Source organism: Vibrio sp. Y51_MX_L26 (genome assembly GCF_024181935.1).
In the GTDB taxonomy this organism is placed as follows: Bacteria; Pseudomonadota; Gammaproteobacteria; order Enterobacterales; family Vibrionaceae; genus Vibrio; species Vibrio diabolicus.
This window is the reverse complement of record NZ_JAMZAS010000001.1, coordinates 349,300-370,398: the sequence shown is the minus strand read 5'-3', so window position 1 is coordinate 370,398 and position 21,099 is coordinate 349,300. Positions and strand designations below refer to the sequence as shown.

18 protein-coding genes and 1 pseudogene are annotated in these 21,099 nt (G+C 46.5%); 8 read left to right on the top strand and 11 right to left on the bottom strand.

Annotation, left to right across the window (positions count from 1 at the left end):
• The first annotated feature begins 12 nt into the window (after positions 1 to 12).
• Both alsS and NL645_RS01565 read left to right on the top strand, forming a co-directional pair.
• Positions 13 to 1,716 (top strand): acetolactate synthase AlsS, encoded by a 1,704-nt coding sequence (gene alsS, locus NL645_RS01570; protein WP_237310900.1) that lies wholly within the window; start codon positions 13 to 15, stop codon positions 1,714 to 1,716.
• Positions 1,713 to 2,471, top strand: a complete 759-nt coding sequence (locus NL645_RS01565) for an SDR family NAD(P)-dependent oxidoreductase (RefSeq protein WP_253651042.1) — start codon at positions 1,713 to 1,715, stop codon at positions 2,469 to 2,471. The genes alsS and NL645_RS01565 overlap by 4 nt, the downstream gene beginning before the upstream one ends.
• Positions 2,472 to 2,561: 90 nt before the next feature.
• Here NL645_RS01565 and NL645_RS01560 read toward each other — a convergent pair whose 3' ends face one another.
• Together NL645_RS01560 and NL645_RS01555 are read right to left on the bottom strand one after the other, a co-directional pair.
• Positions 2,562 to 4,475 carry a BCCT family transporter gene (locus NL645_RS01560; RefSeq protein WP_048624916.1) on the bottom strand — a complete coding sequence of 638 codons (1,914 nt, stop codon included), beginning with the start codon at positions 4,473 to 4,475 and terminating at the stop codon, positions 2,562 to 2,564.
• 150 nt (positions 4,476 to 4,625) lie between these two features.
• Complete coding sequence (locus NL645_RS01555; RefSeq protein ID WP_253651041.1) at positions 4,626 to 4,916, bottom strand: TPMT family class I SAM-dependent methyltransferase; 291 nt, start codon at positions 4,914 to 4,916, stop codon at positions 4,626 to 4,628.
• On the opposite strand from NL645_RS01555, the pseudogene NL645_RS01550 reads away from it, so the two are divergent.
• The 3 genes and pseudogenes from NL645_RS01550 to NL645_RS01540 form a co-directional block, all read left to right on the top strand.
• Positions 4,883 to 5,125, top strand: a pseudogene (locus NL645_RS01550) (molybdopterin containing oxidoreductase); the annotation flags it as partial. The gene NL645_RS01555 and the pseudogene NL645_RS01550 sit on opposite strands and share 34 nt — an antisense overlap.
• Before the next feature lie 43 nt (positions 5,126 to 5,168).
• Positions 5,169 to 5,843 (top strand): c-type cytochrome, encoded by a 675-nt coding sequence (locus NL645_RS01545; protein WP_253651040.1) that lies wholly within the window; start codon positions 5,169 to 5,171, stop codon positions 5,841 to 5,843.
• A gap of 117 nt (positions 5,844 to 5,960) precedes the next feature.
• Positions 5,961 to 6,443: a hypothetical protein gene (locus tag NL645_RS01540; RefSeq protein ID WP_170901812.1), complete on the top strand. Its 483-nt coding sequence runs from the start codon at positions 5,961 to 5,963 to the stop codon at positions 6,441 to 6,443.
• On the opposite strand, the gene NL645_RS01535 is transcribed toward NL645_RS01540, so the two are convergent.
• The 9 genes from NL645_RS01535 to NL645_RS01495 all read right to left on the bottom strand — a co-directional run bounded on the left by NL645_RS01535 (position 6,440) and on the right by NL645_RS01495 (position 17,168).
• Entirely contained in the window at positions 6,440 to 7,036 is a 597-nt protein-coding gene (locus NL645_RS01535; protein ID WP_253651039.1) for a methyltransferase domain-containing protein, read from the bottom strand. The genes NL645_RS01540 and NL645_RS01535 overlap by 4 nt on opposite strands.
• A gap of 124 nt (positions 7,037 to 7,160) precedes the next feature.
• Positions 7,161 to 8,363, bottom strand: a complete 1,203-nt coding sequence (locus NL645_RS01530; protein WP_253651038.1) for a phenylacetate--CoA ligase family protein — start codon at positions 8,361 to 8,363, stop codon at positions 7,161 to 7,163.
• 9 nt (positions 8,364 to 8,372) lie between these two features.
• On the bottom strand, positions 8,373 to 9,194 hold the full coding sequence (locus NL645_RS01525) for an ABC transporter ATP-binding protein (protein WP_005392594.1): 822 nt from the start codon (positions 9,192 to 9,194) through the stop codon (positions 8,373 to 8,375).
• Positions 9,195 to 9,274: 80 nt separating this feature from the next.
• Positions 9,275 to 10,519, bottom strand: coding sequence for an ABC transporter substrate-binding protein (locus NL645_RS01520; protein ID WP_006741059.1), 1,245 nt, complete (start codon positions 10,517 to 10,519; stop codon positions 9,275 to 9,277).
• Positions 10,520 to 10,564: 45 nt separating this feature from the next.
• Positions 10,565 to 11,632: a branched-chain amino acid ABC transporter permease gene (locus NL645_RS01515; RefSeq protein WP_104973556.1), complete on the bottom strand. Its 1,068-nt coding sequence runs from the start codon at positions 11,630 to 11,632 to the stop codon at positions 10,565 to 10,567.
• Between the two features lie 11 nt (positions 11,633 to 11,643).
• Positions 11,644 to 12,537 (bottom strand): branched-chain amino acid ABC transporter permease, encoded by an 894-nt coding sequence (locus NL645_RS01510; RefSeq protein ID WP_253651037.1) that lies wholly within the window; start codon positions 12,535 to 12,537, stop codon positions 11,644 to 11,646.
• Entirely contained in the window at positions 12,537 to 14,489 is a 1,953-nt protein-coding gene (locus tag NL645_RS01505; protein ID WP_253651036.1) for a long-chain fatty acid--CoA ligase, read from the bottom strand. The genes NL645_RS01510 and NL645_RS01505 overlap by 1 nt, the downstream gene beginning before the upstream one ends.
• Positions 14,489 to 15,289, bottom strand: a complete 801-nt coding sequence (locus tag NL645_RS01500; RefSeq protein WP_005392600.1) for an ABC transporter ATP-binding protein — start codon at positions 15,287 to 15,289, stop codon at positions 14,489 to 14,491. The genes NL645_RS01505 and NL645_RS01500 overlap by 1 nt, the downstream gene beginning before the upstream one ends.
• Before the next feature lie 241 nt (positions 15,290 to 15,530).
• Positions 15,531 to 17,168 (bottom strand): electron transfer flavoprotein-ubiquinone oxidoreductase, encoded by a 1,638-nt coding sequence (locus NL645_RS01495; protein WP_253651035.1) that lies wholly within the window; start codon positions 17,166 to 17,168, stop codon positions 15,531 to 15,533.
• Between the two features lie 156 nt (positions 17,169 to 17,324).
• On the opposite strand from NL645_RS01495, the gene NL645_RS01490 reads away from it, so the two are divergent.
• The 3 genes from NL645_RS01490 (at position 17,325) to NL645_RS01480 (ending at position 21,094) form a co-directional block, all read left to right on the top strand.
• Positions 17,325 to 18,077 (top strand): electron transfer flavoprotein subunit beta/FixA family protein, encoded by a 753-nt coding sequence (locus tag NL645_RS01490; protein ID WP_046875932.1) that lies wholly within the window; start codon positions 17,325 to 17,327, stop codon positions 18,075 to 18,077.
• Complete coding sequence (locus NL645_RS01485) at positions 18,074 to 19,000, top strand: electron transfer flavoprotein subunit alpha/FixB family protein (protein ID WP_253651034.1); 927 nt, start codon at positions 18,074 to 18,076, stop codon at positions 18,998 to 19,000. The genes NL645_RS01490 and NL645_RS01485 overlap by 4 nt, the downstream gene beginning before the upstream one ends.
• 87 nt (positions 19,001 to 19,087) lie before the next feature.
• Positions 19,088 to 21,094: an acetoacetate--CoA ligase gene (locus NL645_RS01480; protein ID WP_253651033.1), complete on the top strand. Its 2,007-nt coding sequence runs from the start codon at positions 19,088 to 19,090 to the stop codon at positions 21,092 to 21,094.
• The last annotated feature ends 5 nt before the right edge of the window (positions 21,095 to 21,099 follow it).

Here is a 21,099-nt window from a genome sequence, read left to right as displayed (position 1 = left end):
TAAGGACAACAAATGCAATCCAAACCTTCAAATAAGAATGGAGCTCAGTTGATCGCTCAACAGCTAGAGTCTCTCGGCATTAAGTACATATTCGGTATTCCCGGTGCAAAAATCGATCGACTGTTCGATGCGATTGAAGACACTAACATCCAAATGATTCCGGTACGCCACGAGGCTAACGGCGCATTTATGGCGGGCGTTATGGGAAGACTAACCGGCAAAGCAGGCGTCACAATGGTTACGTCAGGTCCAGGCTGTGGCAATCTAGTTACGGGGGTTGCAACAGCAAACTCCGAAGGCGATCCGCTGATTGCTATCGGTGGTGCGGTGAAACGAACTGACCAGCAAAAACAAACACACCAGAGCATGGATACCGTCAGTATTTTTCGCTCTATAACCAAGTTCAGTGCTGAAGTGCAGCATGTGGACGCCGCAAGCGAGATCATGGCGAACGCATTTCGTATCGCAGAGTCAGGTCGTCCTGGGGCTTGCTTTTTGAGTCTCCCCCAAGATGTTTTATCCGAGCAAACCCAAACGGACATTATTGTCCCCTCGCCTTACACACAGCCTGGTTGCGCAGACATCGCAGCAATCGAAGAAGCGGTCAGTCGAATCAGTAAAGCAAAGCGCTGTGTGGTTTTACTTGGCCTTCACGCGAGCCGCAGCCAAAACGCTGCTGCTATCGCCCGATTTCTTCAAAATACGCAGCTACCCGTTGTCGGCACTTACCAAGCCGCCGGCACGGTAGACATCAACTACTATCACCACTTTGCTGGTCGTGTTGGTTTATTTAACAACCAACCCGGCGATGTTTTACTGCGTGATGCCGATTTAATTCTCACCATCGGCTTTAGCCCAATAGAGTATGACCCTGAGCTTTGGAACAGCCACCGTAACCCAGTGATTCACCTCGATATTGAACCGGCTGAGTACCAACTTAATTATCAGCCTTGTGTTGAAATCGTCGGAAACATTGCGCAGTCACTAGACAAAATGGGCAGCTATATCTCTGAATATGCTCGCCTTTCCCCAACGGCACTTTCAGTACTGGAAGAGGTAGCACTGCAACGGCAAGTGATCAAGACCTATCCCAATGTCTATAACAAGCAAGGGTTTCATCCGCTGGCACTGATTAAAGCCATGCAATCTATCATCACACCAGATACCACGCTATGTCTTGATATGGGGAGCTTCCACATCTGGATCGCTCGTTACTTAAGTTGTTTTCGAGCTCGCCAAATGCTGGTGTCTAACGGCCAACAAACGATGGGCGTTGCACTGCCATGGGCCATTGGTGCCAGCCTACTAAAACCTGGTAGCAAAGTGGTATCGATATCGGGAGACGGCGGTTTTATGCAATCGAGCATGGAGTTAGAAACCGCGGTTAGACTGAACTGCAATATCGTCCATATTGTGTGGGTTGATAACGCCTACAACATGGTAGAAATGCAAGAGATCAACAAATATCAGCGCTGCTCTGGTGTGAAATTTGGACCAATTGATTTCAAGGCGTACGCCGAAGCATTTGGCGCGAAAGGCTTCGCAGTGACTAGTCAACACGAATTGCTACCGACATTGAATAAAGCCATGGACGTTGAAGGACCAGCAGTGGTGGCTATCCCCGTAGATTACAGCGACAACGACAAACTGATGTTGCCGCGCACAGAGAAAAATCAAGATCCCGTTTTTGTAAGTTTCGAAGGAGAAATCGCATGAGAGGATTAAAAAATAAAGTCGCACTCGTCACTGGTTCTGCCAATGGTATTGGTTTGGCCATCGCAAAACGTTTGTATGAAGAAGGCGCAAACGTCGCTCTTGCCGATTGGAATGAAGAGCAGTTGGCAAACGCTGTTGAGGGCTTTGATAAACAGCGCGTGTCTGCGCATTCCATTGATGTTTCTGATCCAGACAAAGTCGCAGCACTGATTTCTGATGTTGTTACCCGTTTCGGTAAACTGGATATTTTAGTAAACAATGCTGGCGTACATGTCCCTGGTTCCGTGATTAAAGGTAGTGTGGAAGACTGGAAGAAGCTCTCTGGTGTAAACATTGACGGCGTCGTTTATTGCGCGAAGTTTGCGTTACCTGAACTCTTAAAAACGAAAGGTTGTATGGTGAATACCGCGTCCGTTTCCGGTTTGGGTGGTGACTGGGGTGCCGCATTCTATTGCGCGAGTAAAGGCGCAGTGGTGAACCTTACCCGAGCGATGGCATTGGACCATGGTGCGGAGGGTGTAAGAATTAACGCCGTATGCCCAAGCTTAGTAAAAACCAACATGACGAACGGCTGGCCACAGGAAATCCGCGATAAATTCAATGAGCGCATTGCGCTTGGCCGAGCAGCAGAACCTGAAGAAATTGCGTCCGTCGTGACTTTCTTGGCAAGTGATGACGCATCTTTCATTAATGGCGTAAACCTACCTGTAGACGGCGGTGCCACCGCATCAGATGGTCAACCTAAAATAGTATAAGCATTAACACTGACTGAGCAGAATTTTTAACTGTAAGGTATCCACGCCAAAAAAGAGCCGAGTTTGTACTCGGCTCTTGTGTGTCTGTTCTTAAGCCTGCGACGTTGCTAAACCTGCCGACGCGCCGCCTAATAACACATGATTAAATTCCATTCGAGATTCTTGGGCTTGTTCAGACAGTTCTTGTTTCTTCTGTTGAGCCAACTCAAGCGCTTCGGTTAGTTGCTGTAGCTCTGTTTGCATCTCTTCTGGTAAATGATGGTCCGAAAACCCAGATTCACAGCTGTGCTCTAAGGCAAATGCGCGAATTCTCTTACGCATGCTCATCAGGGCTGCCATTGCTTCGCGCTCTTCTTCAGCCGCCTGTTGAGCTAAGTCTTTAAAGCGCTCAAATTTCGCCAAAGCCATTCCCTCTGTTGACCAAGGGTCAATTTCCGGCAGTTCTTCAATGTTAATGGTTGGCTCTTCGTATTCTGCTTGATGTTTAATATCTAGGCTCGCCGCGCGAACAAAGGACACCATCAACATCACCGAGATAACTAACAACGGTAAACCGCCCACGATCGCAGCGGTTTGTAATGTCGATAAACCTCCCATGAACATTAGGACGGTTGGCAGAAAAGACAAAGTAAACGCCCAGAACAAACGGTTCCAGCGCATCGGTTCTTCCGTCACATCATTTTGAACCACAGACGCAAGAATGTACGAGATAGAGTCAAACGAAGTCGCCGTAAAAATGATACACAATAGTGTAAAAACACCAATAACGATTGGCCCTAACGGTAATGTGTCTAACGTTGCAAAAATAGCCGCTGGTGCGCCTGATTCATTGAGGATTGCAATGACATCAAGCTCACCCGTCAATTGCAACGATAAACCGTAGTTACCTAAAACAATGAAGAATAAGAAACAACCTAAAGAACCGTAAAATATCGAACCTACGACCATCTGTTTGATCGTTCTTCCACGCGAGATACGCGCAACAAACAATCCCATACAAGGAGCAAAGACCAACCACCATGCCCAGTAGAAAATAGTCCAGTCTTGCGGGAAGTGTGTATCTGTAAACTCACCATAACCACCAAACGGCTCCGCCCAGGTAGCCATAACAAAGAAGTTAGACAACATACGACCAATAGAATCTAAGCCCGTTTCTAACATGAACACGGTTGGCCCAACGGCAAGTACAAAGAGTAACAAGCCCATCGCACCCCAGAAGTTAATGTTACTAAGGAATTTGATCCCCTTCTCAAGCCCTGCATACGCGGAGTAACCAAAAATAGCAGTACAGAGAAGTAATACAGCCACTTGGCTGAAGGTATTGTTTGGAAGACCGAAGATATGATGTAGACCACCGTTGATAAGAGGCGCTGCTAAGCCAAGCGTAGTCGCCGCGCCACCCAACATACCAAAAATAAACAACACATCAATAAACTTGCCAATACCACCGTTTGCACGCTTTTCTCCTAATACAGGCATTAACGCACTAGAGATTTTCAAAACAGGTTGTTTGCGTACATAAAAGAAGTAAGCGATAGGCAGAGCAGGAATAAGGTAAATTGACCAAGCGATCGGTCCCCAGTGAAACAGACCATAAGTCGCGGCCCAGCGAATGGCTTCTTCACTGCCTGCTTCCAACTGAAATGGTGGTGATTGATAGTAGTATGCCCACTCGATACACCCCCAATACAGAATACTTGCGCCAATACCTCCACAAAATAGCATTGCAGCCCATGAGGCGTTACCAAATTCTGGTTGCTCGTCGGCTTCACCAAGTTTGATTTGGCCAAGATCGCTGAACACGGTGTAAATCATAAAACACATTGCTGCGATACCCAGTGCGAGGTATAACACACCAAGCTTATCGGTCATGAAAAATTTGGCTGAAGCTATCCAATCCGCACCTTGTGTGGGAAATAAAATTAAAGGTATAACGACGCTAAGTAAAAGAAAGAGTGAGCCTAAAAAGGTAGGCTTATCGATGAGAGAAAATGATTTGTCCATATTATATATCCTTATGTTTTCAAAGGACATGATCTACATTTCTCACAACTTCGCCAATTCACAACAATTATCGTTACCACAAGAATAATTATCTTTAAAATATGCATTATGTGACGCTGATTTGGTATTCATTATTTGATGCCATAGCGTTTAAATACGGCAACTTTTCTGCCACACCATCCAGCGCTCTCTACCTTTAAAAACCTCAACACTGTTTGCCACCTCTGAGGATTCCACAAGCTTAAACGTCGGTTCTAGATAACCCTCCAACTCCCCACTTCGCAAACAAAATGGAGGGAAGCGAGAGTGGTAATCATCATCTATAACGAAATAACCAATTAACAAACCGCCTCTTGGCAGCAATTTATCCACCATAGCAAAGTACTCTGGCCACTGGTCTCTCGGTAGTGCAGCGAGAAAGGATTGATTTTGGCGCAACATGGATGGATGCCGACCTCGCAGCTCCTACCAATGACGGTGCTTGGCAAACGTTCAATGCTAAGGTGAAGTGCCCTCAAGCGGGTTACTACGAAGTGTGGGCGAAAGCAACTGACGATCAAGGTGTCAGCCAGCCTTTTACCATCGCATGGAATCCGAAAGGTTACCTCAACAACACTTTCCACCGCATCGCATTGATTGTACGAAGCTAAAGAGTCAGTAGCAGAATAGTGAGAACTTAGGGGACATAACAAGGTGAGAACAAAACAACCATCAGAGCGGGTACTCCCGCTCGCTTTCACCCTTTTGGCTTTGTTGAGCGACCCTGTCCTTGCGAGTAACGACGAGTTGATTGCAGCAGGCGAGCAGCAAGCCATGGTTTGTAAAGCTTGCTATCAGTTTGAGCCGAATGGCGTAACGGTGGTTGGCCCGCCCTTATGGGGGCTAGCAGAGCGCAATATCGCCAGTTTTGAGGGCTTCAATTACAGCAACGGAATTAGACAACATCAAGGAAAATCGGACGCAGAAAAGTTGGACGCATTTTTATCCGCTCCGAATGACTTCGCGCCAGGGACCAACATGATCTTCCCTAGCGTAACAGATCCCGGTGCGCGCGCGGCTATCATTGCATGGCTTGCAACGAAAAACCCGACACCACCCAATTGGAATATGACGTCATCAGGATTGGAGGTTAAATCGCCAGGTGATGGGATATTAAGGCCGGGAGAGAATATGGAGCTCGTCGCGGCAATCTGCTCAGCCTGTCATTCGTTACACATGGTCACACAACAAGGACTAAGCCGCCAACGATGGGATGAAACCTTAGACTGGATGATTGAAGAGCAAGGGATGGATGAACTGCCGGGTGATGATCGCGAAGCCATTCTGAAATACCTTTCGACCTATTATGGGGGTAACTCCCGCCTTTAAAACTAACGCTTATTGATATTTTACATACGTATTCTTTCTATGTGAGCATCCCCTCTACAAGAATAGAGTGAAGTAGCCTCTGTTATTTCACAGCACGTATCGATGAGGTTTAAGAGATTGAAGGCAGAAGAGTTTTTTGACAACCATTACCTTTCTATTTGGGTTTTTCTTGTTGGCGTGGCAGTCATTACCTTGATTATGATGGGAGGCGGCATGGCAGTAACGTTGCTGGCAATATTGATTGACCAGTCGTCTGAGCACTTAACAACTGATGCTTTCTTGGCTCTAAACTTTTCTTTTGCTGGAATCATGACTCTACTGCTTGTTATCCCAAACATGATGATTGTTAGAGGCAAACCTAAAGCGGCAGAAATCAACTTAATCAATATTTACTTTCAGCTCCTTGTTTACGCTCTTGGCCTATTCCTTCTTGAAGATGAACATAAATTTTTTTTTGTTAGTTTTGTACTTTTTCCTATTATCGCTCTCTGGCTCATGGCATCGACCAAATATCATACATTTGTGACTTACTTTTCAGCGATTAAAAAAGAGCCAGAAAGTTTCCGCGAATACTTCTTCAAAAAGATTAAAAGCGACTAACACTTCTGCCACACTATCCAGCGCTCTCTACCTTTAAAAACCTCAACACTGTTTGCCACCACTGAGGATTCCACAAGCTTAAACTCCGGTTCTAGATAACCCTCCAACTCCCCACTTCGCAAACAAAATGGAGGGAAGCGAGAGTGGTAATCATCATCTATAACGAAATAACCAATTAACAAACCGTCTCTTGGCAGCAATTTATCCACCATAGCAAAGTAATCTGGCCACTGGTCTCTCGGTAGTGCAGCGAGAAAGGCACGCTCGTAAATCACATCAAATGAGTGCGTAGAGTCAGCGTTAAATACATCCCCCAGCACGACTTTATCTTTGTGCTTGCCTAACATCGATTGCGCCATTTTTACTGCTTGTTGGCTGTAATCCATCGCGATCACGTCATGCCCATATTTAATAAAAGAGCTGAGTTCATAAGCAGCGCCACAGCCAGGGATAAATACAGACTGACCGCTATTAAGCGCTTTTTCTAGGTAAGCTTTTAGCTCTTGAGGAGTGGTGCTCGCATCCCACGGCATGGTGCCTTGGGTAAACAAATTATCCCAAAACTGTTGATTGATGGTCGGTGCCTGCTTCATTTATCGCCCTCCTGATTGTACTGGCACAAAAAGAAAGGGATACGCAGCACAATGTGGTATCCCCTCTCCTAGCCTTTGATTTTTACGTTGTTAGCTTTTTATAACTGCGGTTTACAATGACGGATTAACTGCGCAAGTCATTGATTAACGGCTGTTCGGTCTGATTGGACACGAACTGGACATTGCCTTTCAGTTTAGTGACAGACTGGAGTGTTGCTTGAATGTCCTCTGCTGATACATGAACATCATGACAGCAGAAAGTAATGGTATCGTTGAAGCCATCACGCTCAATTTTCAAGGAGCCTTTAATATCGTGGCGACGACAGACTTCTTGGATCTGATGCGGATAAACAAACAGCCCTTTTACTTTCACCGCGGAGTCTGCTCGTCCCATCCAGCCCTTAATTCGTGCATTCGTGCGTGAAGAATCAGAACTAATCTCTAGATATGCCGATAAATCTCCCGTTGCGTAGCGGATCAGCGGAAACTTCTCATCGAGCGATGTCACGACCACTTCGCCGACTTCTCCCGGTTGTACAGGAATGCCATCAGGATTAACGATTTCAACGATAATATCTTCGGCAATCACTAAGCCTTGCTCACCAGACACTTGATAAGCAATCAAACCAAGCTCAGCACTTGCGTAGGCTTGAGAGACTGCAATGCCTTTGTCCTCAAACATCTGTTGCATGTCTGCGGTGACCGCTTCACCAGAGACCAGCGCTTTGGTAAAACTCGGCGACTCATCGTATTGTTCTTGGTACTTTTGTAACAACGTCAGCAAGTAAGAAGGCGTGCCCGTATAACCCGTTGGCTGCAGCTGTTTAATCGCTTCAATTTGTGCTTCGGTATTCCCGACACCCGCCGGAAATACCGCGCAGCCACAAGCTCTTGCGCCACCATCCATAATAAATCCACCAGGCGAGAAATGATAAGAGAGCGTGTTATGCACTAAATCGCCCGCACTAAATCCAGCCGCGTGAAACGCGCGCCCCATACGCCAGAAATCCATCTCATCCGTTTGTGCCTCATACAACGGCCCCGGTGATTGGAATACACGCGCCATCTGACCAATCGCAACACTATTTAAACCACCAAACGGCGGTTTAAGTTGCTGCTGGTTTGGAATATTGAATTTGCGCGTAATTGGAAACTGGGTAAGCCCTTCACGATTATTCGCCAATGTAGGATCTAACTCAGCAAAATGCGTCGCATAATGTTCGCTGTTGGCTTTTGCATTTTCAATCAACGTTGGCAGACGTTGAAACAGCGATTCTTCTCGTGCCTGCGGAGACAAAGACTCTTTCGCATCAAATAGTTCGTTCATCCTTGCTCCTTATAACCAACGCTTACGACGTTTGTAAGATTTCAGATTCTTGAAGCTCTTGCGATCTTCATCGCCGCCGCCAAGGTAGAACTCTTTCACATCTTCATTGTTTAGCAGTTCGTGCTTGCTGCCATCCAGTACGATTTTGCCTGATTCCATGATGTAACCGTAATCGGCCGCTTGAAGGGCAAAGTTGGCATTCTGCTCAACCAAAAGCATGGTAATGCCTTGATCTTTATTAATCTTGTTAATAATGCTGAACACCTCCTTCACCAACAGCGGCGAAAGCCCCATCGAAGGTTCATCCAACAAGATCATTTTTGGACGAGCCATCAGTGCACGACCAATCGCTAGCATTTGCTGCTCACCACCTGACAAATAACCCGCTAGACCTGTGCGCTCTTTAAGGCGAGGGAAATAATCAAACACCATTTCGATGTCTTGCTCGACTTCGTTGTCCGTGCGCGTGTAAGCGCCTAAGCGAAGATTTTCTATCACCGTCATATCTTCAACAATTCGGCGCCCTTCCATAACTTGGAAGATGCCCGAACGGACGATCTCTTCCGGGCTTTTGTTGTCTATGCGCTCGCCCATGAAGTTGATTTCGCCGCGCGTCACTTCACCATCTTCGGTTTTCAACAAACCAGAAATGGCTTTCAACGTTGTGGATTTACCCGCACCGTTGGCACCCAGTAAGGTCACTATCTGCCCTTTTGGAACTTCTAAGCTCACACCGCGAAGTACTAGTATTACTTCGTCGTAGACGACTTCAATGTTGTTCACTGAAAGCAGTATTTCTGCCGGTTCGATATTCGTTGCTAATTCAGCCATCAAACTACTCCTTGCTAGGGTGAGAGTGTTCTCTCACCCATCCTTATTTTCAGTAAGCTTTGTTATTAATAAGTCGTCGATTAGTAACCTAGCCAATCGTCACGACGTGACAATGTCACTTGGGACACTTTCTTAATATCGACTGCGCCGCCGTTGTTGTTACCCATAAACACGTTCACGGTTGTTGTGCCACGGTGATCTTCCGGCTTCCAGTTCGCAGGTACACAAACACCTTCTAAGCCTTGTGGGACCCAGTTGTCATGGACATACATGCCCTTCTTGATGTTTTCACCCGTAATGCCACCGTTGTCTTTCGCCCACTCCATCGCTTCTTTCATGTAGAACGCAGAACAAATGCCGCGAATGTAGTGGTGAGTTCTAAACTCGCCCGGCTCTGATTCAGACTGCTTAGAAATCTCACGAACCAGTTTCATGCCTTCGTTATCGTCTCCCCAAAACGCCGTCATGCCAGGGAAAACATAATCTTTAAGGCCGTCACCCGCCGCTTCAAGTACTGGTTTGTCACCGCCCCAAATGTTCGCCATGTACTGGAACTCTGTACCAACCGTGTTACAAGACTTCACGAGTGAGATAACCGAGCTACCGATATTGGCAATGTAACCGTAGTTAGTGCCAGACTCTTTCAGCGACAGACATTGCGCTTTGAAGTCCCCAGGTTTTAGTGACACAACGACTGGGTTTTGCACCTCAAAACCAAGCTCTTCTGCATATTCTGCACACGCTTCTTTTGGCGCATTCGGGAATGGGTGGTTATCCCCGATGTGGGTAAATTTTGGCGCACCTTGGTTGCCCTTTGATTCCCAGTCTTCTTTCGCCCACTTCACTAGTGCACGACACGCATCTGAGTACGACGCACCATAGAAGAAGTTATAAGGCGCTGGTTTCGCGGTTTTTGGGTTCTTGCCGGTTGGGTCCGTTAAGTGACCTGAATAAGAGGCAGAGAACACTGGGACTTTGTCTTTGGTCACAAACGAGATGAGTGCTTCGGTATCTGCCGTGCCCCAGCCTTGTAGCGCAACCATGTCTTTACGCGCCACCCAACGTTTGTAGTTGGAAATGGCTACTGGCACTTTATACGCCATATCTACCGTTTCAAATTCGAGCTCAGTACCGTTAATGCCACCGTTTTGGTTGATCCAGCGTAATGCGTCTCGCACGCCAGAACCATAAGGCTTACTCACGTAGGCTGTTGGTCCAGAAAAGTCGACCAATTGCCCGACAAATACAGAGTCTTTTGCCCAAGTGGCGGTAGTAAACAGTGCCGAAGATAGCACCAACGTTGTCGCTAAATGTCCTTTGTTCATAACTCGTTGTCCTTGTTATTGAGGTATATTCCACTTAATTCCACGTTAATATGAGAACGGATAGTGTTTCCAATATGCTCGAATCTGTTGCCAGCGATGCGATAACCCTTGAGGTTCGAAAATAAGGAACAGCATGATGACCAAGCCGATCGCCATTTCTTTGAAGTAAGCAAGCCCATCAATGAACGAAGTGTTATTGCTAAACTCAGCCAACCCCGTCACGCCAAACTCCAAAACTTCAGGCAGCAATACGATAAATATCGTACCCATCAATGTGCCTTTGACGGAACCCAAGCCACCAATGATGATCATTGCCAAGAACTGGATAGACATCATGATGGTGAAACCTTCTGCTGATACAAAACCTAGATAATGTCCGTAGAGTGCGCCCCCGATGCCCGCATAGAATGCGCACACTCCAAATGAGAGCAGACGATACTTGGTTAGGTTGATACCCATGATTTCTGCCGACAGGTAGTGATCTCGTACCGAGACAAACGCGCGACCATCACGAGAACGGATCAAGTTCGATGCCCACATGTACATAAAGATCAACGCAAACAGAGCAATGTAGAAGAAGCTTTCATCGGTCGTAAACTCAAAGCCAAACAGATTGATAGGGTTTGCACCAGCACCATATGAGCCGCCACTGAACCAGTCTGCACGAGCAAAGAAGTCCTCTAAAATAAACTGCGCAGCCAAAGTCGCAATCGCGAGATATAAGCCTTTAATTCGCGCAGCCGGCAGACCAAACAGCATCCCCACAATCATGGTTAAGTAACCCGCAAGCGGAATCGCAAACACGACTGGAATGTTGAACTGGTTATTCAGCCAAGCCGATGCAAAGGCACCAAAGCCAAAAAACGCACCATGGCCGAGGGAGATTTGTCCTGTAAAACCAACCAGAATGTTTAAACCCAGCGCCGCGATACCGAGATACGCAATCTGAATAAACAGGTTAAGAAAATAGATATCCAATACCAAAGGCGCAGCCAACATGGCGATCACACCTGCAATCGCTAGGCTTCTAATGGTTTTGGTTTCAAAAATTGGCGTATCACTTTTGTATGTGGTTCGAAAATCCCCACATGGGCGCATGCTAAGTTGAGCCATGTTATTTCTCCTTAAATACGCTCGATATCTTTGGTACCAAACAGGCCGTATGGCTTGAAGGCAAGAATGATTAACAGCACATAGAATGGTGCGATGTTGTACAGGTTACCCACTTGCAGGTATTGGCTATCAAAAAACTCAGCTAAGTTCTCTAGCACCCCGATGGTGATACCACCGACAATTGCGCCGACTACAGAATCTAAGCCACCTAAAATAACGGCTGGGAAAACTTTGATACCAATAATGGATAGCGCGTCAGATACGCCGTTAACGATCCCGATAACAATCCCTGCTGTTGCAGATACCATGGCCGAAATAGCCCAACTGATGGCGAACACTTTCTTGATGGAAATGCCAAGACTCTGGGCGACTTGCTGGTTAAATGCCGTTGCGCGCATTGCCAGACCCATTTTGCTGAATTTGAAGAACCAGTAGAACGCGCCCATGATGAGCATCGAGAAGATCAAACTCAGAATGTAAGCGAACTCAACGTTCAAACCACCGATATTCACCACATTTGTTTCGAACACTTGCGGATACGACACAGCTGAGACACCAAATATCCATTTCATCAATGCTTGGAAGAACATAGACAGACCGATGGTCACCATGATCACAGAGATAATCGGTTCACCAATTAACGGCCTGAGCACAATGGTTTGCACCGCAATACCGAACACCATCATGAACGCGAGCGTGAGTAAAAAGCCGATAAAAAATGGCAGTTGCAGATGAACAAGCGCCGCCCAGCATACCCATGCGCCAATCAACAAGAACTCACCCTGAGCGAAGTTGACCACCTGAGTCGATTTGTATATCAGTACAAAGCACATGGCGACCACGCCATACAACATGCCAACGATCACGCCATTAATGACGAGTTGCAGTAATAAATACGTATTCACTATGCGATCCTCCGTTGTTCGCTATCCACCAGTGTTGGCTCATGTTCAATAAGCGTTTCAATCACTAGCGACGTTTGAATGCGTGTTTTGGTGCCATCCTGATAAGTGATCACCGTATCCACATCGACTTTTGGATCGTCGCTGTAGATGGTTTCGATGATGTCTCCGTATTTCTCTGCAACCACACCACGGCGTACTTTACGTGTGCGAGTTAGCTCGCCATCGTCGGCATCTAGCTCTTTGTAAAGTAGAATGAATTTGCTGATCTTCTGTGCATCGGGTAGGGATTCGTTCACTTTCAGCACTTCTTCACGAATAGCTTGATACACTTCTGGTTGAGCAGATAAGTTGGTGTAGTTAGTGAATGCTAAGCCTCGCTGCTCTGCCCACTTCGCAACAATCGCGTAGCGAATACAGATGATGGCGGATAGCCAAGGTCGACCTTTGCCCACCACTACGGCTTCTGCAATAAACGGCGAAAACTTGAGTTTGTTTTCAATGAACTGCGGAGAGTAGCGGTCGCCATGGCTGGTTTCCGACATGTCTTTCAGACGATCAATCACCACCAAGTGACCAGAATCTTTAAAGTAACCCGCATCACCCGTATGCATCCATCCGTCTTGTACGTCTTCGTCATACGCTTCCTGGTTGTTCAGGTAGCCAGTAAACATGCCGGTACTTTTCGCGATGATCTCACCCACGCCATTGCTGTCTGGGTTGATGACTTTCACTTCTGCATTATCAAACGCAACGCCGACCGAATCATAGTCCACGTCATCGGCTTGGTGGACGGTGTACGCACCACACATTTCGGTCTGACCATAAAGCTGCTTGAGTGGTACACCGATCGCTTGCAAGTAACGGAAAGTATCCGGTCCCATCGCCGCACCGCCGGTTGCCGCAGATGTCAGGTTCGAAAACCCTAAACGGTCACGCAGAGCACGCAGAAGAATCCATTCAGCCAACTTAGAGCGTTTACCCTGCTCCAGCGCTTTGTTGGCTAAGCTCATGCCCAGTTTGTACATCTTCTGCTTAAACGGTGTGGAATCCATCATTCGCGCAGACACGTCTGCCACAATGTTTTCCCATACACGCGGTGCAAGTAGGACGAAGTTCGGGCCAATTTCGCGCAAGTCGGACATCATGGTTTCTTGTTCTTCCACGAAGTTAACGATTTGACGAGAAATCAACGCCTGACCAACCACATACACCTGCTCCATAATCCAAGGCAAAGGCAGAACAGAAACGTAGTTGTCGCCTGGGGAGCGCGGGTCTGCACGCAGATAAGCCGCACAGTGATCCAAGAACGTGCCGCTGTGTAGCTGAGCTAATTTTGGTTTGGAAGTCGTACCCGACGTGGTACAAAGAATCGAAAGATCGCTGCCTTTGGTTGCCGCAACCATATTGAGATATTTATCCGGATCCGCTTTGTCGATCAGTTGACCTTTTTTATAGACCTGCTCAACGTCAATCAGTCGCGGGTCGTCGTACTTGCGCATTCCACGCGGGTCACAATAGATAATGAATTCTACGCTTGGGATCTCATCACCGAGCTCAAGTAGCTTATCGCATTGCTCTTCGTCTTCCGCAACCACGACTTTTGCTTTGGCATAGTTGATGAGGTACGCCACTTCTTCGTGCATGGAATCTTGATAGATGCCCAGCGAGAAACCTTTGATCGCATGTGCGGCCAACTCGCCCCATACCCATTCCGGGCGGTTATCACCCAGCAAACCAACAACGTCTTGCTCACCAACACCTAAATCTTGAAGTGCCAGAGCCATCCACTTCACTCGATTTTCATAATCTTGCCAAGTGAACTCTCGCCAAATACCAAACTCCTTTTCACGCATTGCGACTTGCTCGGGCCAGTGCTTGGCATTGTGCTGCAACACTTTTGGAAAGGTATCTAAGCGGGTTATATCTGCCCAATCATTATGTTGCTGTGCCATTATGCACTCTCCTCTAATGTCGGTAGCTCTTCGCCTAAGTACGCTTGTTTCACATGCGGGTTGGCCATCACTTCTTCTGGCTCGCCCATAGCAATGTGTTTACCAAAATCCAACACCAATACGCGGTTAGAGATATCCATCACCACGCCCATATCGTGCTCGATCATGATGATGGTGATGTCTAACTCTTCGTTTAAATCCATGATGTAACGCGCCATGTCTTCCTTTTCTTCCAAGTTCATGCCTGCCATCGGTTCATCAAGCAGCAACAACTTAGGTTTTAAGGCAATGGCACGAGCAAGTTCTACACGTTTACGTAAACCGTAAGAAAGTGTGCCAGCGGTGGCTTTGCGAATGTGCTGGATTTCTAGAAAATCGATCACGTCTTCCACGTACTTGCGGTGCGCCATCTCTTCTTTCTGTGCGTTAGAGAACCAATACAGTGGCCCCGTGACGAAGTTGTTTTTTAGTAGGTGATGTCGGCCAACCATAATGTTGTCGAGTACTGACATATGAGAAAAGAGCGCTAAGTTTTGGAAGGTTCTTCCCAACCCTAACTCAGCTCGTTGGCTAGGTGTTCGTTTGGTTACATCATCTCCAGCGAAGATTACAGAGCCTTTGTTTGGTGTGTATCGACCAGAGATGCAATTGAGCATTGAGGTTTTACCTGCACCGTTTGGACCAATGATTGAAAAGATTTCCTTTTCGTTCACATGGAAGCTCACGTCAGTTAAAGCTTTCACCCCACCAAAAGCCAATGAAATATCGTTTACCTGCAACAGAGGCGATTCCGATACCATAGTTGATCTCCCTTTCGTTATTTAAGTGCGTTCCATTGAGCACTATTTGATCAAACCTAACTTTGATACTGGTAACCGCTTTTACACCTATGCATCAACTTTGTATTCAGTTTACGTAAACGTCAATTTAAAATCAGAATAGTGCTTGAAAGATTAAGTTGCAATCGAGTTCATCGAGAAAGATTTGAACTAACGCAAACTTTAAGTAAATAAATTGTTAATAAAAATTATTCTCAGACGACTACATATTCGGATAGTTAGGGCCACCACCACCTTCCGGCGGTGTCCAGGTAATATTTTGACTTGGATCTTTGATGTCGCAGGTCTTACAGTGGATACAGTTCGCCGCATTTATTTGCAGCTCTGGCTGCTCCTCCCCCTGTACGATTTCATACACGCCAGCCGGACAATAGCGCTGTGCTGGCTCTGCATATAATTCAAGATTCTGCTCGATGGGAATCCGCTGGTTCGCCAAACGTAAGTGGCACGGCTGATCTTCCTCATGGAAGATATTGGATAGATAAACAGAAGAGAGGCGATCGAAACTTAACACACCATCAGGCTTCAGATAGACAATTTTATTGCTGTTTTCCGCCAATAACAGAGACTGGTGATCAGGCTTATCACAGCGGATATGCCACTTAGCTTTACCTTTTAACACGTTATGTTCCAGCAGCGCTAAGCCACCGCCCAGCCACGATCCAAAGCGGTGAATGCCACTTGAGAAGTTACGCGCTTGGTAGAGTTCTTCGTGCAGCCAAGACTGTTTGAAATGCTTTTGATAATCAGCAGTGACTGACTGACTCTCAAGGGCTTCACATACTGCTTCAGCGGCAAGCATGCCAGATTTCATTGCGGTGTGTGTGCCTTTGATTTTAGCGCCGTTAAGTGTTCCTGCATCACAGCCAATTAACAAGCCACCAGCAAACTGCTGCGTGGGAAGCGAATGAAAGCCGCCCTTGGTAATCGCTCTCGCGCCATAGCTAATGCGTTTACCATTTTTGAGGTATTGCTCAATCATCGGATGATGTTTAAAACGCTGAAATTCATCGAATGGACTCAAGTGCGGATTCTTATAGTTCAAGTCAACAATCAACCCGACGGCAACTTGGTTTCCCTCTAAATGGTAGAGGTAACTGCCACCTGTGGCTTCGTTTGATAACGGCCAACCTAATCCGTGCACTACTAAACCTTGCTGATGCTGCTCTGATGGGATTTCCCACAGCTCTTTAAAACCGATAGCGTAATGTTGAGGCGTTTTCTCTTCATCAAGATTAAATCGGTTAATCAACTGCTTACCAATATGACCCCGCGCGCCTTCAGCAAACAAAGTAAACTTCGCGCGCAGCTCAATACCAGGCTCGAAATTTCCTTTTTGTTCACCATTTTTGTCTAACCCCATGTCTCCCGTGACCACACCACAAACACGACTATCTTCACCGATGATCGCTTGACTGGCGGTAAAACCTGGGTAGATCTCCACCCCTAAGTTCTCGGCCTGCAACGCCATCCATCGGCATAGACTGCCCAAACTTATAATGTAATTACCGTCGTTATGTAACGTATTAGGCACTGCCCAAGAAGGCAGTTCATGACCATTAATTTCGTTGCCCAGATAGTAGGTTTTATCTTGGTTAACTTTGGTATTGAGCGGCGCGCCTTTCTCCTGCCAATCTGGAAACAGTTCATCCAAACTTCGCGTTTCAAACACCGCACCCGATAAAATATGTGCCCCAACTTCAGAGCCTTTTTCTACCACGCAAACAGAGAGGTCTTGTTCTTTTTCTGCTGCTAATTGTTTGATTCGGCATGCCGCAGACAAGCCTGCGGGACCTGCGCCTACAATCAGAACATCAAATTCCATGCAGTCTCTTTCCATGATTGCATTCCTTTTTCTTTGCATGTTGCCAACTTGTTAACCAACAATATATTTAAAGTTGACGCAAACGTAAAGGTAAATTAACATCATTTTAAAGACGTCATCACATCGTCTTCACTGTAAACACATAGTCTTCACTGTAAAAAGGAATCTAACGTGAAAATACTAGTGCCAATCAAAAGGGTCATTGATCCCTACATTAAAGTTCGCGTGAAAGCGGACCATAGCGATGTTGAAACCAATAACGTCAAGATGACGATTAATCCATTTTGCGAAATAGCCGTTGAAGAAGCCGTACGACTAAAAGAGCAAGGTATTGCAGATGAAGTCATCGTTGTCAGTGCTGGCGGTAGCCAATGTCAGGAGCAACTACGTACTGCGCTTGCGTTAGGTGCCGATCGCGCTATTCATGTCGATACTGAAGACAAAATAGAGCCATTAGTCGTCGCTAAGCTGCTCAAAGCTCTGGTCGAGCAAGAACAAGCACAGCTTGTGATTACGGGTAAACAGTCGATTGATACCGACAACAACCAAGTGGCTCAGATGTTGGCAGCCCTACTTGACTGGCCTCAAGCAACTTTCGCTTCCGACGTTAAGATAGAAGATCAAAAAGTTCAGGTCGTGAGAGAAGTGGATGGCGGCTTGATGACGATCGCTATGAACTTACCTGCAGTGATCAGTACTGACTTACGCCTGAATGAACCGCGTTTTGCCTCTTTGCCTAATATTATGAAAGCTAAGCGCAAGCCGTTAGATACAATCACACCTGACAGTCTGGGTGTTGAAGTGGTATTTAGCCAAACCATTCAAGAAGTCACACCGCCAGCGCAAAGAAAAGGTGGCATCAAGGTTGAATCTGTCTCAGAGCTTCTCGATAAGCTGCGTAACGAAGCGAAGGTAATTTCATGAAGAACTTAATCATAGCAGAGCATGACAATAACCAATTGCATGCGGACACACTCAAAGTGGTTAATGCAGCAAAACAAGTCAGCCAAGACAATGTTTTGATCGTAGTAGGCCACCAGTGTGAAGAAGTCGCTCAGCAAGCCTGTCGTGTTGATGGTATTTCAAACGTCATTTGTATCGATGACGAGCAACTCAAGCACCAATTTGCCGAGAGTATCGCACCTATTGTGGTGAGTATTACTGAAGGTTTTGATGCAATCTGGGCTAGCTCATCATCAAAAGGGAAAGATCTTGCACCGCGAATAGCAGCGAAGTTCGGCGTTGGGCAAATATCCGATATTGTCCAAGTTATCGATGAAAACACTTTTATCCGCCCTATTTACGCAGGAAACGCATTTGCCAAAGTGACCACCAGCGACAAGGTTCGCGTCATCACCGTGCGCGCGTCTGCGTTTGAGCCGGTTACTTGTCACAACCAAGCTGATATCGAGCATCAGCAGGTCACTATCTCAGAGCCATTGGTTGAATTGGTTTCTGTCGATAAAACCGTGTCAGAGCGTCCTGAATTAAGCGCGGCAGAGGTGGTTGTGTCAGGTGGACGCGGGGTCGGTAGCAAAGAGAACTTCGCGTTGATCGAACAAGTTGCCGATAAACTAGGTGCTGCCATTGGCGCTTCTCGCGCGGCGGTTGATGCAGGGTTTGTTGCCAACGATTTACAAGTGGGTCAAACCGGTAAAATCGTTGCGCCTAAGCTTTATATTGCAGTTGGGATCTCCGGTGCCATCCAGCACCTTGCAGGGATGAAGGAATCCAAAGTGATTGTCGCGATCAACAAAGATCCTGAATCTCCTATCTTTGAAGTTGCCGACTATGGATTGGTTGGTGATTTATTTGAGGTACTACCTCAGCTTGCCGAACAACTTTAAACAATCAGATAAGGGGCGAACACTGCTATGTTCGCCCCTTTATTTTGTTTTGGTCATATTCAAAAAGAATCGAAATTAGAGGGACCTATGCAAAATTCTGCACCTATTTGGTCACCATCTGCTGAGCGCATCAGCAATAGCAACTTGCTACGATTTATCGAGACGGTTAATGCGCACCAAACCGAAGATATCTCAATCAATAATTACACGTCTTTACACCAGTGGTCCATTGACCACAATGACGAATTTTGGCGACATACCTGGCATTTCTGTAACGTCATTGGAAATATTGGCTCGCAAGTCAAAAGCCTTGGTGCTCCCAAATGGACACAGACAGATTCTACTCAGAGCCATGTAAATAGGGACACCGTATGGTTTGCTGACGCCACGCTTAACTACGCAGAGAACCTCCTATCTCAGGCCGAACAAACACCTGAGCGTGAGTTTATCGTTTTTACTAATGAAAGCAGTGAACACAAGCAGCTCACTGGTACACAGTTGCTCGAACGAGTGTCTGTCGTTCAGCAATGGCTACTCAATTGTGGTGTTGGCAAAGGCGATGTCGTTGCGGGTTATTTGCCCTACCTTCCAGAAACCGTTATAGCCATGTTGGCTACTACCAGCCTTGGCGCCATTTGGACTTCAACCTCTCCTGATTTTGGTATCGATAGCGTCGTAGAGCGTTTTGGTCAGGTCAAACCGAAAGTTCTTTTTTGCTGTGATGGCTACCAGTTCGGAGGCAAAGCTTTCGATATGACGGACAAAAACACCACTCTTAGTAGTAAGTTAAGCAGTACCTCCGAAGACGCTACTATTAGCGTATGCCAAATCGAATATTTACAAAATGCTAAGAATGCTAGCACTTCTGACTTTGTGTATTGGTCTGATATTACTCACCACTTTTCTCCAAAACCAGTTCAATATCAACCAACACTGTTTAATGACCCGTTATTCGTTTTGTATTCTTCTGGTACAACAGGTCAACCTAAGTGTATTGTCCATTCCGTGGGCGGTACCTTGCTCAATCACCTCAAAGAACATCAACTACATTGCGATATCAAACCACAAGACAAGGTTTTCTACTACACAACATGTGGCTGGATGATGTGGAACTGGCATGTTTCAGCACTTGCGAGTGGTGCTACCTTAGTGATTTACGATGGTAGTCCGGTTTACCCTGATCACTCCGTCTTATGGCGATTAGCGGAAGAACATAGCGTGTCACTGTTTGGTACGTCAGCGAAATACTTAGAAGCACTGGAACATGCGAGCTACTCTCCCAAGTCAGAACATGACCTGAAATCACTCACAACCCTGTGTTCGACTGGTTCGGTGCTTTACCCAGAACAATTTAATTATGTCTATCAGCACATCAAGCAGGACTTGCATCTCGCTTCTATCGCTGGCGGCACGGATATTTGCGGGTGCTTTGTACTTGGAAACCCTATCTCACCAGTTTACAAAGGTGAATGCCAAGGCGCAGGGCTGGGAATCGACGTGCGTGTTTTGGACGACGAGGGAAAAACCATTACACAGCAACGCGGCGAACTGACTTGCAATAACTCACTACCTAACTTCCCTATTGGGTTTTGGCACGACAACGGCGAACGCTATCACAACGCTTATTGGAGCAAGTTTACTGATATCTGGCACCACGGCGACGATGTGATGCAAACCGAACATGGCGGCTTTATTTTTTATGGCCGTAGCGATGCGACATTGAATCCAGGCGGCGTACGAATCGGCACCGCTGAGATCTATCAGCAAGTGAACGCGTTACCCGAGGTCGAGGACTCCATCGCCGTCGGCAAGTTAAACCAGCAGTCTGAAGAAATCTGGTTACTAGTAAAACTCGCTCACGAGGTCGAGTTAACCCAACAACTCACCGATTCAATTCGCCAAACACTAAAATCAAAATGTTCACCACGCCATGTGCCACGCCAAATTTTTGCTATCAGTGGTATTCCTAAAACGCGATCAGGAAAACTGGTTGAACTAGCCGTGAAACAACTGGTGAACGGGCAAGCTGTAAAAAATATTGGTGCCATTGCTAACCCAGAAGTGCTGGAAGAAATTAGCCAGCTGAATCAATAGTGACT

Bases quoted from the DNA above. Each gene is read 5' to 3' on its own strand.
- alsS (WP_237310900.1), top strand. From the start codon at position 13: ATGCAATCCAAACCTTCAAATAAGAATGGAGCTCAGTTGATCGCTCAA.
- NL645_RS01565 (WP_253651042.1), top strand. From the start codon at position 1,713: ATGAGAGGATTAAAAAATAAAGTCGCACTCGTCACTGGTTCTGCCAAT.
- NL645_RS01560 (WP_048624916.1), bottom strand. From the start codon at position 4,475: ATGGACAAATCATTTTCTCTCATCGATAAGCCTACCTTTTTAGGCTCA.
- NL645_RS01555 (WP_253651041.1), bottom strand. From the start codon at position 4,916: ATGTTGCGCCAAAATCAATCCTTTCTCGCTGCACTACCGAGAGACCAG.
- NL645_RS01535 (WP_253651039.1), bottom strand. From the start codon at position 7,036: ATGAAGCAGGCACCGACCATCAATCAACAGTTTTGGGATAATTTGTTT.
- NL645_RS01530 (WP_253651038.1), bottom strand. From the start codon at position 8,363: ATGAACGAACTATTTGATGCGAAAGAGTCTTTGTCTCCGCAGGCACGA.
- NL645_RS01525 (WP_005392594.1), bottom strand. From the start codon at position 9,194: ATGGCTGAATTAGCAACGAATATCGAACCGGCAGAAATACTGCTTTCA.
- NL645_RS01520 (WP_006741059.1), bottom strand. From the start codon at position 10,519: ATGAACAAAGGACATTTAGCGACAACGTTGGTGCTATCTTCGGCACTG.
- NL645_RS01515 (WP_104973556.1), bottom strand. From the start codon at position 11,632: ATGGCTCAACTTAGCATGCGCCCATGTGGGGATTTTCGAACCACATAC.
- NL645_RS01505 (WP_253651036.1), bottom strand. From the start codon at position 14,489: ATGGCACAGCAACATAATGATTGGGCAGATATAACCCGCTTAGATACC.
- NL645_RS01500 (WP_005392600.1), bottom strand. From the start codon at position 15,289: ATGGTATCGGAATCGCCTCTGTTGCAGGTAAACGATATTTCATTGGCT.
- NL645_RS01495 (WP_253651035.1), bottom strand. From the start codon at position 17,168: ATGGAAAGAGACTGCATGGAATTTGATGTTCTGATTGTAGGCGCAGGT.
- NL645_RS01485 (WP_253651034.1), top strand. From the start codon at position 18,074: ATGAAGAACTTAATCATAGCAGAGCATGACAATAACCAATTGCATGCG.
- NL645_RS01480 (WP_253651033.1), top strand. From the start codon at position 19,088: ATGCAAAATTCTGCACCTATTTGGTCACCATCTGCTGAGCGCATCAGC.